The 17211-nt window shown below is 64.5% G+C and carries 16 protein-coding genes; 8 read left to right on the top strand and 8 right to left on the bottom strand.

What is annotated here, in order from left to right; translation table 11 throughout:
• Positions 1-4 precede the first annotated feature (4 nt).
• The 6 genes from YH64_RS24935 to YH64_RS24910 all read left to right on the top strand — a co-directional run bounded on the left by YH64_RS24935 (position 5) and on the right by YH64_RS24910 (position 7652).
• The gene (locus YH64_RS24935; RefSeq protein WP_046806976.1) at positions 5-1858 is read left to right on the top strand and encodes a dipeptide ABC transporter ATP-binding protein; all 1854 of its coding nucleotides are present in this window, start codon (positions 5-7) and stop codon (positions 1856-1858) included.
• A gap of 55 nt (positions 1859-1913) precedes the next feature.
• Positions 1914-3446 carry an ABC transporter substrate-binding protein gene (locus tag YH64_RS24930; protein ID WP_046806975.1) on the top strand — a complete coding sequence of 511 codons (1533 nt, stop codon included), beginning with the start codon at positions 1914-1916 and terminating at the stop codon, positions 3444-3446.
• Between the two features lie 144 nt (positions 3447-3590).
• Positions 3591-4514 carry an ABC transporter permease gene (locus YH64_RS24925; protein ID WP_046806974.1) on the top strand — a complete coding sequence of 308 codons (924 nt, stop codon included), beginning with the start codon at positions 3591-3593 and terminating at the stop codon, positions 4512-4514.
• 5 nt (positions 4515-4519) lie between these two features.
• Positions 4520-5389, top strand: a complete 870-nt coding sequence (locus YH64_RS24920) for an ABC transporter permease (protein ID WP_046806973.1) — start codon at positions 4520-4522, stop codon at positions 5387-5389.
• Between the two features lie 72 nt (positions 5390-5461).
• Complete coding sequence (locus YH64_RS24915; protein ID WP_046806972.1) at positions 5462-7201, top strand: peptidase M14; 1740 nt, start codon at positions 5462-5464, stop codon at positions 7199-7201.
• 13 nt (positions 7202-7214) lie between these two features.
• Complete coding sequence (locus YH64_RS24910; RefSeq protein ID WP_046806971.1) at positions 7215-7652, top strand: acetyltransferase; 438 nt, start codon at positions 7215-7217, stop codon at positions 7650-7652.
• Here YH64_RS24910 and YH64_RS24905 read toward each other — a convergent pair.
• The 6 genes from YH64_RS24905 to YH64_RS24880 all read right to left on the bottom strand — a co-directional run bounded on the left by YH64_RS24905 (position 7627) and on the right by YH64_RS24880 (position 12901).
• Positions 7627-7830 (bottom strand): oxidoreductase-like domain-containing protein, encoded by a 204-nt coding sequence (locus YH64_RS24905; protein ID WP_082134625.1) that lies wholly within the window; start codon positions 7828-7830, stop codon positions 7627-7629. The two genes, YH64_RS24910 and YH64_RS24905, sit on opposite strands and share 26 nt — an antisense overlap.
• Positions 7831-7839: 9 nt before the next feature.
• Entirely contained in the window at positions 7840-8409 is a 570-nt protein-coding gene (locus tag YH64_RS24900; protein ID WP_370512777.1) for a GNAT family N-acetyltransferase, read from the bottom strand.
• A 138-nt stretch (positions 8410-8547) separates the two neighbouring features.
• A complete protein-coding gene (locus YH64_RS24895; RefSeq protein WP_046806969.1) occupies positions 8548-10197 on the bottom strand; it encodes a lytic murein transglycosylase in 1650 nt (549 codons plus the stop codon).
• A 108-nt stretch (positions 10198-10305) separates the two neighbouring features.
• Positions 10306-11769, bottom strand: coding sequence for an MATE family efflux transporter (locus YH64_RS24890; protein WP_255444730.1), 1464 nt, complete (start codon positions 11767-11769; stop codon positions 10306-10308).
• Positions 11770-11775: 6 nt separating this feature from the next.
• Entirely contained in the window at positions 11776-12138 is a 363-nt protein-coding gene (locus YH64_RS24885) for a hypothetical protein (RefSeq protein WP_046806968.1), read from the bottom strand.
• 25 nt (positions 12139-12163) lie between these two features.
• Positions 12164-12901, bottom strand: a complete 738-nt coding sequence (locus YH64_RS24880) for a hypothetical protein (RefSeq protein ID WP_255444729.1) — start codon at positions 12899-12901, stop codon at positions 12164-12166.
• A gap of 112 nt (positions 12902-13013) precedes the next feature.
• Between YH64_RS24880 and YH64_RS24875 the strand changes: the two genes are divergently transcribed.
• On the top strand, positions 13014-13949 hold the full coding sequence (locus YH64_RS24875) for a LysR family transcriptional regulator (RefSeq protein WP_046806966.1): 936 nt from the start codon (positions 13014-13016) through the stop codon (positions 13947-13949).
• A 73-nt stretch (positions 13950-14022) separates the two neighbouring features.
• Complete coding sequence (locus tag YH64_RS24870; protein ID WP_046806965.1) at positions 14023-14973, top strand: adenosine deaminase; 951 nt, start codon at positions 14023-14025, stop codon at positions 14971-14973.
• 98 nt (positions 14974-15071) lie between these two features.
• On the opposite strand, the gene YH64_RS30645 is transcribed toward YH64_RS24870, so the two are convergent.
• Complete coding sequence (locus YH64_RS30645) at positions 15072-15863, bottom strand: DUF6708 domain-containing protein (protein WP_255444728.1); 792 nt, start codon at positions 15861-15863, stop codon at positions 15072-15074.
• A partial coding sequence (locus YH64_RS24860) for a hypothetical protein (protein WP_221935921.1) occupies positions 15863-17211 on the bottom strand: 1349 nt, incomplete at its 5' end. The genes YH64_RS24860 and YH64_RS30645, both read right to left, overlap by 1 nt.

The following is a 17211-nucleotide window of genomic DNA, read 5'->3' as shown; positions in this document are numbered from 1 at the left end:
CACGTTGTCTAGCACCACCGCTTCTTCATCCGCCCCGCTGCTGTCCGTGCGCGGCGTATCGGTTGACTTCAATACCGACAACGGCGTGTTTCGCGCCGTCGACGGCCTGGACTTTGACGTCCAGCCGGGCCGGACGCTGGCGATTGTTGGCGAGTCCGGTTCGGGCAAGTCCGTCACGTCCATGGCGATCATGCGGCTGACGGATTACTCGAACGGGCGCATCGCCACCGGCCAGATCCTGTTTCGCGACGACAACGGCCGCGAAACCGATCTGACCCGTGCCACCGACGAGCAGATGCGCGCCATTCGCGGCAACGACATCGCGATGATCTTCCAGGAACCGATGACGTCGCTGAACCCCGTGTTCACCATCGGCGACCAGATCGTGGAAGCCATCATGCTGCACCAGCAGCTGTCGCGCTCGGCCGCACGCGCGTCCGCGCGCAAGCTGCTGGACAAGGTGCGCCTGCCGGACGCCGAGCAGCTGCTGGACCGCTATCCGCATCAACTGTCGGGCGGCATGCGCCAGCGCGTGATGATCGCCATGGCACTGTCGTGCCAGCCGCGCCTGCTGATCGCCGACGAACCCACCACCGCGCTGGACGTCACCATCCAGGCACAGATCCTGAACACCATCCGCGAACTGCAACGCGACCTGGGCACCGCCGTCATCTTCATCACGCATGACATGGGCGTGGTGGCCGAGATGGCCGACGACGTGGTCGTGATGCTGCGTGGCAAGAAAGTCGAACAAGGCACCGTCGAGCAGATTTTCAATGCGCCCAAGCACCCGTACACGCGCGCGCTGCTGGCCGCCGTGCCGCGCCTGGGCAGCCTGACCGGCCGCGACCTGCCGCTGCGCACGCCGCAAACCGTGCTGGAAGGCGACACGCTGCGCGAAGTGGGCGAAACCCGCGAACAAGACACGGCCACCTACGACGCCCCCGTGCTGCGCGTGGAAAAACTGACGACGCGTTTTGACGTCGGCCACAATTTGTTCGGCCGCGTCACGCACCGCGTGCACGCCGTGGAAGAAGTCAGCTTTGACGTCTATCCCGGCGAAACGCTGGCGCTGGTGGGCGAGTCCGGCAGCGGCAAGTCGACCATCGGCAAGACCTTGCAGCAGCTGGTGGCCCCCACCTCGGGCGCCGTGCGCTACAACGGCCAGGACATTTTTTCGATGGACGCCGCCGGCCGCCAACGCCTGCGCCAGGAAATCCAGTACATCTTCCAGGACCCGTACGCGTCTCTGGACCCGCGCAAGACGGTGGCTTTCAGCATTGCCGAACCGATCCGCACGCACGGCTTGCTGCATGGCGAAGACGCCATCGCGCGCCGAGTGGGCGAGCTGCTGGAACAGGTGGGCTTGAAGCCCGAGCATGCCAAGCGCTATCCGCATGAATTCTCGGGTGGCCAGCGTCAGCGCGTGTGCATCGCGCGCGCCCTGGCCAGCAACCCCAAGCTGATCATTGCCGACGAATCCGTGTCGGCGCTGGACGTGTCCATCCAGGCGCAGATCCTGAACCTGCTGATGGATCTGCAAAAAGACCGCGGCCTGTCGTACCTGTTCATCACGCACGACATGGCGGTGGTGGAAAAAGTCAGCCATCGTGTCGCGGTGCTGTACCTGGGCCAGATCGTGGAACTGGGCACGCGCCGGCAGATCTTTGAATCGCCGCAGCACCCGTACACGCGCAAGCTGCTGGCCGCTGTGCCGGTGGCCGAGCCCGGCCGCCACATCGACACGTCGCTGATCGAAGGTGAAATCCCTAGCCCGGTACGCCGCGTCGGCGACGAACCGGCCATTATTCCGCTGACTGAATTCGCGCCCGGCCACCAAGTGGCCCGCGCGGCCTAGCCTCAGCCCCCCATTTTTCCTCGGTGTGATCCGAGTTCCCGTCCCTGGAGCGAACATGCAATTCCTACGCACCACCTTCACCGCCACCGCCCTGACCCTGGCGTTGGGCGGCGCGATGCCCGCCGTCTTCTCGACCGCGCATGCCGCCGGCACGCTCAGCGTAGCCATCAACCAGGACCCGGGCAGCTGGGATCCCATCGACACCTTTGTGACGTTCTGGGGCTCGGTGGGCGGCAACCTGTATGACGGCCTGACCATGCGCGGCGCCGACCTGAAGCTGCAACCCGGCCTGGCCACCAGCTGGGAATACCTGGACGACAACAAGCGCCTACGCTTCAAGCTGCGCGAAGGCGTCAAGTTCCATAACGGCGAACCCTTCAACGCCGAAGCCGTGAAGTTCACGTTTGAACGCCTGCTGGGCGCGGAAGGCGCCAAGGGCCCGCAAAAGTCCAACTACGATTCCATCGGCGAAATCAAGGTGGTGGACGAGTACACCGTCGACTTCATCCTGAAGCAGCCGGACCCCGTGCTCTTGACCAAGCTGGCCGGCTACGGCGCCATGATCGTGCCGCCCAAGTACATCAAGGAAAAAGGCGAGGACTACTTCAACACGAACCCGGTCGGCACCGGCCCGTTCAAGTTTGAAAGCTACCAGCCCAAGGTCAACGTGACCTTGGCGCGCAACGACGACTACTGGGGCGGCAAGCCCAAGCTGGACAAGGTCGTGTACCGCTTCATCAGCGAACCCGGCACGCAAGTGGCCGAGCTGCAAGCCGGCCGCATCGACATTGCCACGCTGATCCCGCTGGGCCTGATCGAAACGGTGAAGAAGTCGGGCAACGCCGACGTTATCTCGACGGGCGGCCCGGTTGCCTTTGCCCTGCGCTACAAGACCAGCGGCGGCATCACGCAGAACCGTGACGTGCGCCGCGCGCTGATCATGGCGGTGGACCGCGAGGCCATCGTCAAGCAGCTGCTGCTGGGCCAGGCCAAGGTCATTGCCAGCTTCCAGGGCCCGCAATCGTTCGGCTACAACCCCGACCAAAAGCCGCTGCCCTTCAACCCCGCCGAAGCCAAGAAGCTGCTGGCCGCCGCCGGCGTGAAGCCGGGCGCCACCGTGCAGATCGACGTGCGCGGCAGCGATTCGAACTTCCGCGAAGTGGCCCAGGCCGTGTCCGGCTATCTGCAAGGCGTGGGCGTGCGCGCCACCATCAAGCCGTATGAAACCGGCGTGCTGCTCAACGACATCATCCCGGGCGGCAAGACGGGCGAGATGTGGCAGAACCAATGGGGCGGCTGGACGTACGACTACGACAACACCGCGTACCTGATGTACCACACGGGCCAGAAATGGAACCCGTACGACAACGACGCCAAGCTGAACGCCATGTTGGAAGCGCAACGCACCGTCTATGACGTGAAGAAGCGCGAAGCCATGTTGCAGGAAATCGCTACGTACGTCGCCGATCAGGCGCTGGAAATGCCGCTGTACAGCCTGAACACGATCGTGGGCGTGAACAAGCGCGTCAAGAACCTGGAAGTGCCCGGCGATATCCGCTTCCGTTTCCTTCAGACCAGCGTGGAGTAACGGCCCCGAAGCGCCAGGCGCTTCGCCCCAGGGACAAGCCCGCGGCCGGCAAGGCCGGGCTCGCGGCCCTCCCTGGCAGGGTTCGAGCAGGACTCATAGCATTCACTCACTGATCCGCTCCGGTGAAAACCGGGGCGGCGCCTCATGACCGGATTTCTTATTAAGCGCGTGTTGCAGGCGGTCTTCGTGATCGTCGCCGTGACATTGCTGGTTTCCTATGCAGTACGCCTGACCGGCGACCCCGCGCTGATGCTCAGCCAGGGGTCGGGCAGCGTGACCGAACAAGACCTGGCCAACATCCGCCAGGCGCTGGGCCTGAACCGCCCCTTCCACGAACAATACCTGTCGTACATGCAAGGGCTGTTGCACGGCGATTTCGGCCGCAGCTTCATGGGCGGCACGTCTGTCGCCAAGTTGATCGGCGACGCCCTGCCCGCCACGCTGATGCTGGCGTTTACGTCGTTGATCGTGTCAATTCTGATCTCGCTGCCGCTGGGCATTCAGGCGGCCATCAAGCGCGGCAAGGCCACCGACCAGGCCATCCGCATCCTGTCGCTGGTGGGCCTGTCGTTTCCAAACTTCTGGCTGGCGCTGATGCTGGTGCTGCTGCTGTCGATCACCTTTCCGCTGTTGCCGCCTTCGGGCTGGAGCGGACCGGCCAGCCTGGTGCTGCCGTCGCTGACGATGGCCATCATCCTTAGCGCCACCAACATCCGCCTGGTACGCACAACCATGCTGGAAACGCTGTCGGCGCAATACATCATGGTGGCGCGCAGCAAGGGCCTGAAGGAACGCGTGGTGCTGTACAAGCATGCGCTGCGCAATTGCGCGATTCCGCTCATCACGTACCTGGGCCTGCAATTTGGCGGCCTGATCGGCGGCATCGTCGTCATTGAAATGGTCTTTAACTGGCCGGGCCTGGGCACGCTGGCGTTCGACGCCATTTCGGGCCGCGACTACCCGGTGCTGCAAGGCACGGTCACCGTGCTGGCCACCGTCATCGTCCTGGTCAACCTGATCGTCGACATCGCCTACGGCATCGTCGACCCCCGTATCCGCACGCGTTGAGCCTTATGCAGACAACCTCCTCCACCGCCGCCGCGCCCAAGCCTTTCAAGCCACGCAGCCGCTATCGTTCGCTGGAATTCGTGCTGGGCGCGTTGCTGACCGGCGTGATGATCCTGTTGGTGCTGACGTCCGGCTGGCTGTTTCCCGATGGCGGCGAATCCATGGACCTGGCCGCCCGCCTGATGGCCCCGTTCACGTCGGCCGCGCATCCCTTCGGCACCGACCCGCTGGGCCGCGACGTGCTGGCGCGTGTCATCGTCGGCGGCAAGATCTCGTTGATGGTGGGCTTTGCGTCCGTGATCGGCGGCGCGCTGCTGGGCATCGTCATGGGCCTGATCGCCGGCTATTACCGCGGCTTCTGGGACATGATCGTCATGCGCTTTGCCGACGTGCAGCTGGCGCTGCCTTTCATCCTGGTGGCCATCACGTTCATTGCCATCCTGGGCGGCGGCCTGTTCAACGTGATCTTCTTCATGATCGTGTCGCAGTGGGTGCAGTATGCGCGGCTGGTGCGCGCCCAGGTGCTGGCGCTGCGCGAACGCGAATTCGTGCTGGCCGCCCGCGCCTTCGGCGTGCGCGACCTGGCCATGATCCGCCACCACATCGTGCCCAACCTGCTGGGCCCGCTGGTGATCCTGATGACCTTGAACGTGGCCAACAACATCCTTCTGGAAAGCAGCCTGACCTTCCTGGGTCTGGGCGTGGATCCCATGATTCCCAGCTGGGGCGGCATGCTGGCCGATGGCCGCACGTATATGCAGACCGCATGGTGGGTCAGCGTCTTTCCCGGCGTGGCGATCATGCTGACCGTGTTAGGTCTGAACCTGCTGGGCGATTGGCTGCGCGACCGCCTGGACCCCACCGGAAAGGTGTAAAAGACCAAATGCCCCGCAAGGGGCATTTGTGAATTTGCAGGATGCCGCCTGAACCCCGAAGGAACACAAAGCATGTCTTTGCTTGATAAAACATTTGACCGCACGCTGGACGCCTGGACCCATGCCTACCTGGCGCCCGCCTGGCGTGGCGCGGTCGTGGAAGGCTGGCTGTTCGAAGGCGTGCAAGCCCGCCGCGCGGCGCAGGCCCGGCTGGCGCAGGCCGGCGTCACCGCGCGTTTTCGCAGCGCCTACAAGCCGCTGCTGCATTTCTTTTTGGAAGACGTCCAGCGCGAGGGCCTGGTGTCCGCGCTGGTGCGCTACCCGCTGCATGAACACGCGCAGGCCAAGCGCTTCACGCTCGAAGCGTATCCGCTGATTGCTTTGCTGGACGGCGTGCGCGTCGTCATGCAGGCCGGCGCCAACGACTTGCATTACGACGTCACCCTGACCTACGCCGACGGCCGCAAGGTTGACGCACGCGTGTTCGCCCCCAACGTCGTGGGCGCGGCCCAGGATGGCACGCCCGAACTGTCGCCTACCGGTTGGCTGCGCGTGCAGGACGCCGACGGCGTCGTGCAAACCGATGGCGCGCAATCGACTGAATACCAGCAGGCGTTCCGCAGCATCGTGGACACGGTGCGCAACCACCCGTGGGGCGCGCATGAACCGTATTTCGACCGCCTGGAGATCCGCGTGGACCTGCCCGGCATGGACTTCGCGCTGCCGGTAGACGAAGAAATCGTCAGCACCTTCGAAGCCCTGCACGAGGACGTGTATTTCACGTTGCTGGAACATTTCCAGCATCATTCCGGCCGCCCGTCGGGTGACCGCGGCTTGCAACCGGGCCAGATCATTCCCGACATCCGCCGGCATGACGGCGCGGCGCGCGTGCAGATATCGCTTGAGCCGTTTACGCACGTCGCACCGGTCACGCCCGTGCCGCCCAACGCCCCGTTGGCGCAGTGCCGCGAGCCCCTGACGGCGGGCCAGATCGCCGGCTGTGTGGCGGCTTTTGGCGGCGACACCTTCCAGGCAGTGTCGCGTCAAGGCCGCCCGGTGCTGGGGACTTATGTCCGTGGCCCCGGCCCCGCCGTGTTCATTTCGGGCGCGCAGCATGCCAATGAAACCTCGGGCGTCGTCGGCGCATTGCGCGCCACCCAGGCGCTGGCCGAACGCGGCGACGCGCACTTCGCGCTGATCGCCTTGGAAAACCCCGATGGATACGCCCTGTTCAACCGCCTGCGCGAACACCACCCGCGCCACATGCTGCATGCCTCGCGCTACAGCGCGCTAGGCGACGACATCGCGTATCGCGAGCACGCCCCGTTTTTCGAACGCGACGGGCGCCATCAGGCGCATGCCATCAGCGGCGCGCAATTGCACATCAACTTGCACGGCTACCCCGCGCACGAATGGACCCGGCCGCTATCGGGCTACCTGCCCCGCAATTTTGAACTGTGGACGATTCCCAAGGGATTCTTCCTGGTGCTGCGCCATCATCCGGGCTGGCGCGACCGAGCGCGCCGCTTGATAGAAGGCGTCACCGCGCGGCTGGCGCGTAACGTGCCGGGGCTGGTGGAATTCAATGCGCGCCAATTGGAACTGTTTCACGCGCATGCGCTCGAAACGGGTTTCGATGTCATGAACGGCATTCCCGTGCAGATCACCGAGACCGACCGCGAAGAACTTCCGCTGGCGCTGATTTCCGAGTTTCCGGATGAAACGGTCTACGGCGACCGCTTTATCTTCGCGCATACTGTGCAAATGGAAACCGTCCTGGCGGCGACTGACCTGTACCGCTCAGGGCTGTAAAGACCAATAAGAAATGAATATCCGAGAACGCAATCACGGCGACGACCTGGCCCTGGCGGACATCTGGCTCCGTTCGGTGCGCGCCACGCATTCCTTCCTGACCGAAAAAGAAATCCAGGGCATGTACCCGCAGATCCTCAACACCTACCTGCCGTCCGTGCGGGTGTGGGTCTGCGAAGACGAAGACGGCGACATCGCCGGCTTCATGGGGCTGACGGGCAACAAGGTCGACATGCTGTTCGTGGATGCCAGCAAGCGCGGCAAGGGCGCGGGCCGCCGTCTGCTGAACTTTGCCCGTTCGCTGCATGGCACCCTGCTGGTGGACGTCAATGAACAAAACCCGCAGGCGCATGGCTTCTACAAGCACTACGGGTTCGTCGACACCGGCCGCTCGGCGCACGATGACGCCGGCCGCCCCTTCCCCATCATTCACATGAAGCTGGCGGGCTGACCGCCTCATGGCGGCTACGCCAGGCTTTCAAGGCCTGGCGATAGTTTTCCATGGCTTCGTCATACCGGTCGTACACGCAGGGGATGCAGCCGCTGTTGCAGCATTCATCCGGCGCGGGCGGTTCCGGCGGGACGGGGATGGGATCGTCGTCGGGAGGGGTCGGTAGGCGGGTGCTCATGGCCGGATGTTAACGCGACGGCAACGCTGTATTTGCATCGGCCACGTCTTGCTGGTCGCGCCAGTGCCTGCGGTGGATCTCGTAGCGGACCTTGGTGTTGGAGTCGGGCTTGGCGTTGGCGTTGTTGGCGTTGTTGGCGTTGGCGTTGTCAGCTGCCGCCTCCACATCGCCAAGCAGGCGCATGCCGATCTTTTCCAACACCCGGCGCGATGCCGCGTTGGATCGGATCGCGACCGCGCACAACGTGTCCACCGGCAGCAGCCTGAAACCCAATCCGACCAGTGCCGTTGCGATCTCGACGGCGTAACCCCGGCCCCAGCAATCCGGCTCGAACGCGTAGGCAAGCTCGATGGCGCCGCCTTCATCGGTAAGCGTGAACTTCAGGCCGGCGCGCCCTGCCAACGCGCCATGCTCCCGCGTTTGCAGCACATACATGCCGTAGCCATGGTCCAGCCAATGGGCCACGTTTTGCGCCAAGTACAACCGGCTGGCGGCGGCGTCGCGCGTACCGCCCATGGTGGCCATCACGTCCGCATTGGCATGCATCTGCGTGATGAACGGCAGGTGCGACTGACGCATGCGCTCGGCGCGCAAGCGGGGTGTCAGGAAAACGTCAGGAAATGCGGCGTGCGGCATGACAGTCGAAAAGAAAACGGGGCGGCTACATCATAGCGGCGCAAGGCGACGCATGACAGTAGCCGCCCCGGTACGGCGGGCTTACTTCGCGGGCCGCGCGCGCAGGGCGTCGGGCTTGTCGGCCTTCAGCGCATCCAGAATGCGTTTGCCCACCCGCCCATCTTGCGGCAGGTTGCGGCGTTCCTGTTCGGCGCGCACCGCGTCGCGGGTCTTGGCGCCGGGTATGCCGTCCGCCTCGCCCACGTCGTAGCCCCGGCCGTACAGCTCTTCCTGCAACTGCTTGATCTCGGCGCGCGACAGGCCGGGGTCATCTGTCGGCCACGCCGCGATGATGCCCGGGCGGCCCTGCAAGCGGTTCAGCAGCAACGACACCGCCAGTCCATAACGGCGCGACTGGTTGTAATGCAGGATGGCGTCAAAGTTCACCGTCGCCAGAAACACCGGCCCCTTGGCGCCGGTGGGCGCGAACAGATAGGCTTGCTCGTCATTGCCCGACGGCAGCTTCAGCACCGACCCATCACCCTGCTTCAAGCCGGCCTGCGCCCACTGGGCAATCGTGCGGCGGTCTTGCGAGCCCACGTACTCCGCGTCCGGTTCGGGCGGGATGGCGGCGGCCAATTCGGCCGGCACGCGCACTTCCACCACGGCCGGCAGCCCATGCGTCCACTTGGCGCGGCGCTTGCGCAGATGGTTGGCGGTAGACGCCAGCGCGTCAGGCAGCGAATTGTAAAGATCGATGCGGCCATCGCCGTCGCCATCGGCGGCCAGTTCGTAGAAGGACGTCGGAATGAACTGCGTCATCCCGAAAGCGCCGCTCCAGGAACCCACGAAGCTGTCCGCCGGCACCGTGCCGTCACGCAGCAGGCGCACCGAGGCGTAGGCGTTTTTTTCCCACAGCGTTTTGTTTTCCGTGCAGGCGCGCGTCAACCAGGCGTTCAGCACGTCAGTCTTGCCGATCTGCCGGCCGTAGTTGGTTTCAATACCAAAAATCGCCACCAGCGTGGCGGGGTCCACCTGGTATTGCTGGCTGATGGTGGCCAGTTGCGGACCCACCTTCTTCATCACCGCCAGGCCGTCATTGACGCGTTCGTCGTCCACGGTCTTGGCGATGTAGTCCCACCAGCTTTCGCGCCCTTCGGGCTGGCCCTTGGCGGACGCAACGGTAGTGGGCAGAAGCTTGGCGCTGGCTGTGTATTTGTCCCAATCCGCCACGGTCAGGCCATTGGCGGTGGCACCCTTGCGCAACTTGGCGATACACGCCTTCGTGTCGAGCTCGGTCGGAATGATGACCGTCGGCGCGGCGGCGGCAGGCGCGGCGGTAGCGGCGGTAGCGGGCGTCCCGGTAGCGGCGGTAGCGGGCGTCCCGGTAGCGGCGGGGGCCGCGGCGGCCGGAGCAGTGGCGGCCGGAGCAGCAGTGGCGGCGGGCGTCGCACTGGCCGGCGTGGCAGCGGCGGCCGGAGCGGCAGCGGGCGCCGACGACGTCGCGGGGGCCGGAGCGGGCGTTGCGGTGCCGGCCTTTGTGGCTTCCTGCTCGGCAACAACGTCGTCAAAGCTGCGCTTGGGCGTCAGCGGCGGCTGGGCCGGCGCAGGTGCGCTCTGCACGCGCGTGCCGGTGGCGGACGCAGGCGATTGCGCCTGAGCAGCGCCCGCGACGGCGATGATGGCCGCCGCCAACACAAGGCGCGACAGGCCAGGGGAATCGATTCGAGGGCGTGAAGAACGCAGAAGCATGGTATTCCTGAAAAATCCAAGTCAGCCCGGATCGTACCGCGACCGGCCGCCGAAATCGAACGAGGGGCAGTGATGTTTTTGCGTCGCCCCTTGCCGCCCCGCCTGACGTCAGGCCGCGTGGGACTGCGCTTTATCGACCGGCGGCGCGCGCAACACACGCAGGCAGACCGCCATCGCAATCAGGCTGAACACCGCAAAGCCCAGCGCCTGTCCCAGCAGCACGCCCTCGGCGCCACCATAGTGCGCGCCCAGCCACACAAACGGGATCGTGCCTACCGTGGACCGCAGCCAACCGATCATCGTCGAATACGTGGCGTACCCCAGGTTGTTGAACACGGCGATCGACACGAAGAACAGGCTGTTTACTGCCCAGGCGAAGCTGCCGTAGCGGCAAAAGAAAATCACCAGGTCACGCCCCGGCCCCGTCATGCGGAACAGGTCGGCCACCCACGGCGCGGCCAGGGCCAGCAAGGTCGCCGCACCCAGGCCATACACCACAGCCCAGCGCGACGTCAGGCTTACCGCCTGCCTGACACGGTCCCATTGGCCCGCGCCCAGGTTCTGTCCAAGAATGGGGCCTATCGCGCCGGGCAGCACGAAGTAAAGCGAATAAGCCAGTTGCAGCACGCGGTCGCCCCCCGTCCCCCCCGCCATGACGCTGGGGCCGAACGTGGCGTAGGTCGACACGGTGAAGATCACGGCCGCTGGCGTCGCCAGCGCGGTCAATGCGGCCGGCAGCGCGATCCTGCCTATGGCGGCCAGATCGCCAAGCAGCGCGGCCCGCCCAGGCCAAGCCACCAGGCGATGCTTGCGGAACACCAACCAGCCGCCCAACGCCACGGTGGCCATGCGCCCCACCCCGCCCGCCCACGCAATGCCTTGCATGCCGCCGTCCAGCACGAAGATGACGATGGGATCCAGCACCGCCACCGTCGTCGTGCCCGCCAACAGCACCCACATGGACTGCCTGCCGCGCCCCGATGCCCGCAGCAGGTTGGACAACATCATGCCGATGCCCATCACTACTGCGAACGGCGTCGTGATCAGCACGTAGGACAACAGGTGTTCGCGCATGTCGGGCGCCAAATTGATCGCCGCCGTGAACGGGCCGATTGCCGCCAAAAAGAGGACACCGGCCACCAGCGCGGACCCTGCCATCAAGATGAGCGACGCACCGGCCAACGTGCGCGCGCGCGGCGCATTGCCCGCGCCCAGTGCGCGCGACACCAGCGCGGCGCCGCCCACGGTGACGCCGATGCACACGGACGTGATCGTGAACTGCGTCATCGACCCAAAGCCCACCGCGCCCATCACGGCTTCGTCCTGCAAGGTGCCCAGATACAGCAGCGACAGGAATTCCACAGCGAAGACGGCCAGCATGCTGGCCCAGCCGGTCAACACCATTTCAAGCACATGCGGCCCGAGCGGCCCCGCTATGAAACGGGCGCGCGAGACGTCAGCCTGGGGATACGCTGACTGCCCCGCACCGCCGGCTGCGTGGTCGTCTACGCCCGGCTCAAGCCCCACGCTGGTGGATGCGGCTTCAGGTCGCTTCGCGCCGGGCGTATCCACTGCAATCTACCGAGGCGCCGCGTTGCCGCGCAGCTGCTGCAAGCGTTCGATGGCCGCCTCCAGGCCTTGCGCGGCGGCGGCTTCGTACCAGTGCAGTGCGGCTTTCATATCCGTCTGTTCCAGAATCATCGCCTGCACGTATTGCGCATCGGGATTGCCGCGCTGCGCATCGGCCAGCAAGGCGCGCTGCGCCAGGGCGTCCTGACGCGGCGACTCGCCATACACGTGCGCGTCATTGCCCACCGGGTCTTCGATCATGCCGCGCAGCGAAGGCGGGTTATGCGCAAACTGCTGCCGCCAGAACAACGCGGTCAGCAGGATGAAGGCGATGAAGACCAAGGCAACGATAAGCAGGTTTTTACGAGTCATGGGGGCATGAAATACGGGATGAAAATCAGGGCTGAACCGGTGCGAACCAATATTGCGACACGCTGCTTTCGTTGGAATACCACGGCAGCAAGCCGATGCTGTCAGACTCGCGCTGCACCGTCACCAGCAGGCCGCCATCCTGAGGTCGAAACATTGCCACGTGGCGTCGCACACCCATGGCTTCATGCTGGCGCCAATCGTGCCGCACGCTGACCCATAGCCTGCCCTGGGTGCAGCCGGTGTAGCGCCGGATGCCGTCGGGCATGTTCAAACGCGCATCGCCCGGCATGGCCGTCATATCCTGCGCGCCGTCCTGCATCGGCAGCCGCGCGGCGGACCTCGCGCCCTGCCCGTCCAGCGCCAGCACGCTCCAGCCCCGGCCCTCGGCCGCCATCGACACAGTCGCCTGATCCGTCGACCGCCATTCCGGCAGCAGCGATTCGCGCATGCCGGGCAAGTCCAGCGGATACAGGAAGAAGGTGTGCAAGTCCTTTAACGCCCCGTTTTCTTCGCCCGCGCGCAATTCGCCCCGGGCGCGATAGGTGCCCGCCAGCTCCGGACATTGCGCGGGATCCGAAGGCAGCACCACCGGCTCGCCGCTTTTGAACGACGGCCACGTGACGGCCACTTCATCCACGCGCGACAGGCCGCAAGCGGCCAAGGTCAACGTCAACAGGCCGGCCGCCCCCATGCGGACAAGCGAACGCGCGCGGCTCGCGCAGGGCGTAGCAAGCGGTTGGGCGGAAAATAGGGATGAATTCATGGTTGCGCGCGTCCAGCCGGGATCGGCGCTGAACTATATCTGAAACCCGCCCCGCCGTTGCCAAGCGGTGCGCGGCGGAGAATAATCGGCACATCTCCACCGGCCACGCACCATGACACCGTTCCGAGGCAAACTTCGCATCCGGCACCTGGAAATCGTGCTGACCGTCTCCGAGCTGGGCAACCTGTCCAAAGCGGCGGCGCAGCTGCACAGCACGCAATCCGGCTTGTCGCGCGCCATCGCCGAGATCGAAGAGCTGGTGGGCGCGCGCCTGTTCGAGCGCACGGCCAAGGGCACCACCTGCACGCCGCTGGGCGAGGCGATGTGCCGCCACGCCCGCCTGCTGCTGACGGATTTTCGCAAGGCAGAGATCGACCTGGCCGCCGTGTCGCGCGGCGACGAAGGCAGTCTGACCGTCGGCTGCTTCTCGATGTTTGCCGGCTGGCCGGTGGCGCAGGCGGCGCGCTCGTTTCGACGAGCCTATCCGCGCATCACGCTGACCATCGAGATCGGCACGCACGAACGCCTGATCGAAGACCTGGATGCGGGCGCGCTGGACGTGCTGATCAGCCGATTTTCGTCCACCGTCAACCCGCAGATCTATCGTTCCACCACCTTGCTGGAAGACGCCGTCGTGCTCGGTTGCGCCACGCACCATCCGTTGGCCGGGGTGGCAGGCACGACGCTGGCTGACTATGTGGCTTACCCCTGGATCACCGCGTTGCCTGGAAGCCGTATCCGAGGCGAGCTGGAAATGTCCCTGCGCCAGGCCGGTTTGGCGATTCCGGATATGATCGGCGCCCTGTCCCTGGAGTTTGGCCGCGAAATGCTGCTGGACGGGCACTACCTGTGGATGCTGCCCGGCAGCGTGGCCACGGTGCGCCAGGCTCGCGGCGAACTGGTCGTGCTGCCCGCGCGCCCCGCGATCAAGAAGTCCCCGCTTGCCGCGATCTGGCGGCGCGACCGCCCCAGCACCCGACAGGCCCGCGCTTTCGCGGCGCATCTGGCGCAGGCCATCGAAGCGGACGACATCGCGCTGGCCGCGTGATCGTTCGTTATAACGCCGGCACTTTTCGCCGATCCTCTTTATCTGAACACGCCCCTTTTTTTTCGGAGCACCCATGTACGACTGGCTCAACGCACTGCCCAAGGCGGAACTGCACCTGCACCTGGAAGGCTCGCTGGAACCCGAGCTGCTGTTCCAGCTGGCGCAACGCAACGGTGTTGCGCTGCCCTGGCCCGACATCGATGCGCTGCGCGGCGCCTACAACTACGGCAACCTTCAGGAATTTCTGGACCTGTATTACATGGGCGCGGACGTGCTGCGTACCGAGCAGGACTTCTACGACCTGACCTGGGCCTACCTGTTGAAGTGCCGCGAGCAGAACGTGGTGCACACCGAACCCTTCTTCGATCCGCAAACGCACACCGATCGCGGTATTCCGTTCCAGGTCGTGCTGGATGGCATCAGCCGCGCATTGGAAGACGGCCGCAAGCAGTTGGGCGTATCCAGCGGGCTGATCCTGAGCTTCCTGCGCCACCTGCCCGAAGAGCAAGCCATGCGCACGCTGGACCAGGCCCTGCCCTTTCGCGACGCATTCATCGCCGTCGGCCTGGACAGCAGCGAAAAAGGTTTCCCGCCCCGTTTGTTCCAGCGCGTCTTCGACCGCGCCCGCGCCGAAGGGCTGCCCGCCGTGGCGCATGCGGGCGAAGAAGGCCCACCCGAGTACATCTGGGAAGCGCTGGACCTGTTGAAGGTGCTGCGCGTGGACCACGGCGTGCGCGCTGCCGAAGACCCGAACCTGATCGCGCGGCTGATCGACGAACAGATCCCCTTGACCGTCTGTCCGCTATCCAACACCCGGCTACGCGTCTTCGAACACATGCGCGACCACAACATCCTGTCGCTGCTGGACGCGGGCGTGAAGGTCACCGTGAATTCCGATGATCCGGCTTATTTCGGCGGGTATGTCACCGAGAATTTTCAGGCGCTGCATGAGCATTTGGGCATGACGCAGGATCAGGCGAAGGCGCTGGCGGATAACAGTCTGGATGCGCGCATCGCGAAGTGAGGCGTGGAGGAAGGCGGTGGGGCGGTGGCTGGAAGTAAGGCAGCGGAGGGGTCAGCCTCTGGCTGTTTCGCGAGCTTGATTCACTCTGGTATCGCGGATCACGGCGCGCTCCGGGATTCGATATCCATTGCCTCGGGCCATTCAACCAACGGCGCCCAACGCAGCGCCAGGTTGTATGCCGGCACGTCATTCGCATCGCGTGGTTCGATGTCGGACGGGGGCAAGGCGTCGGGGCCTAGTTGCATGTAGGTGCAGACGTAGGCCCAGAGATTGTCCAGGTCTTGGTTGTAGGTGCTGAGGTGGAAACGTTCGATGACCTCGTTCGTACCGGGCTTGACGATGGCGATTGAGACGCCCCACTTGATGATGAGACCACCACCGGCGGTAGGCCCCCATTGCTCCCACACTTCGGCTCGCACATCGTTCCAGTCGTGGCTGGCGGTGGTTGCATAACGGCCCCCGAAGGGATTCCACCATACCTGGTGGAACCCATAGACGTAGATCCTGCGACGGACTCGATTGAACCGAATCGGTAAATCGCGTGGTGTAGAAACGTCTATGTGGTATAGAAACGCGGCCAAGTAAAAATAGCCTGCGGAACAAAGCGCAATAACGAACAAAGCAATTAGTCGATCCGTCATATCCCCGGACGAAAACCAGTCGTAGCGGATGGCAATAGTCGGCTGCCAAATGAAGGCGTAGGCGCACAACGGAACAGTTACAACAAAGGTTCCTCGGACACTCGAAGAACGTCTGGACAGTTCCAAATAGATGCCATCCAGGTAGTTTGGCGGCTGCTCTGGACCACCCAACGCCTTGGGCGGGTCAGTCGGTCCCGGCAAATCGCGCTTCCACCCCGGACACGGCGGGTCGAGCATAGGACTGGGCATCAGGGCTGCTCCCTGCGGCATAGCCAGGCATGTCCGAGCTCATCATCCTTGTTTGGCCAGTAGCGAATATCGATGGTGGCGCTATTGAGAGCGTGCGCGCCTCCAAGCCAATAGCGGCAACGCAACACGGGGCTCTCCTCGACCGGCATCCAAATCTGTTCCGGGACTAGCTCAGGCGCAACGCTCAACTTGGGCGCTTCGACTTGACTGTTGTGATACACCGATGCGAGCACAGCCGACGCTACCGCTTGGCTACGTCGACCTTTCGCCACGCCAAATTGCTCAATGCTCAGAGTAAATTCGTAGCGTGACCTGATGGGATCGAAACCGGGGAGAACGACCCGATAGCTCAACACGGTGCCGTATTCAAATCCACCTGTTTCCTTAGCCTGCAAAACGTCCATTATGATCAGCCCATCCAAATCTACGGCACGCTTGTCAGGGTCAAATCCAAGGGATGCCTCCATTCCCAAAACGGCGGCATTTAGCGCAGCAACGGCAAAGTCCATCTGATGCCCCTCGGCCCACCTCAACTCCATTTCGGCTTTTCCGAAATATGACTGTCGCGCCCAAAGTTCCAGGGCATCCGACTCCAGTTTCTTTGCTGTGCCTGCGGCGATAAAGGCCGCGAGCCCAAGCGCAACACCGATCCCCAAGGGCCCGAGTAGCGCGCCGCTGCCAATCGCGCCAGCCCAGGCAAAGCCACCTCCGAGGATTGACAAAACTGCGGCAACTACATTTGCCAGTCCTGCTGATGTATCGCCTTGCCTCGCAACACGCAACAAGGCGCGCATACTCCCAACCCCATCCGCCACTCCCCCCAACGCCGCTATCGCCCCACCCGCTTTCACCAACCCCTTCCCCAACCCAATCGCCTTCGCGACCACGCCCAGCTCCGCATTCGCAATCCTCCGCATAAACGGCTGGACCGCCTCGCCTGCCACACTGACCGCCAACCCGCCCGCCTCGACACCCGCGCCTAGCATGCCGATGCCCGCTCCGTACAACGCAGCCATCGCCTCTGCATGCTCCGCGCCCACCGCGTTTCGAGCGGATTCCAGGCTGGTTTGTACGCTGTCGTGCAGAAAGTAGAGGCTGACGAGCGATAGCGCGCCGTAGCCCGAGCCTACCGACAGACGCTTCAAGCTGACGAAGCCGTTCTTGGCGAATTCTCGGGCTTGTTCGGCGGTCAGTTCCAGACCGATCAGCAGATCGGCCACGGGGGCTTCCAGGTGATGGACGCCTATCGACAGTCTTCGCATCAGGCCGCCCGCCATGGCGCGCGTACTGTGCGTGACGTCATCAATGGCCGCTTGCATGCTGTGCGCGGCGTCTCGCGCTGCGTCGG

The organism is Achromobacter sp. LC458 (assembly GCF_001005835.2).
GTDB classification, from domain to species: Bacteria; Pseudomonadota; Gammaproteobacteria; order Burkholderiales; family Burkholderiaceae_B; genus Achromobacter; species Achromobacter spanius_B.
The sequence above is the reverse complement of the archived record's forward strand: the minus strand, read 5'-3'. Positions and strand labels throughout refer to the sequence as shown.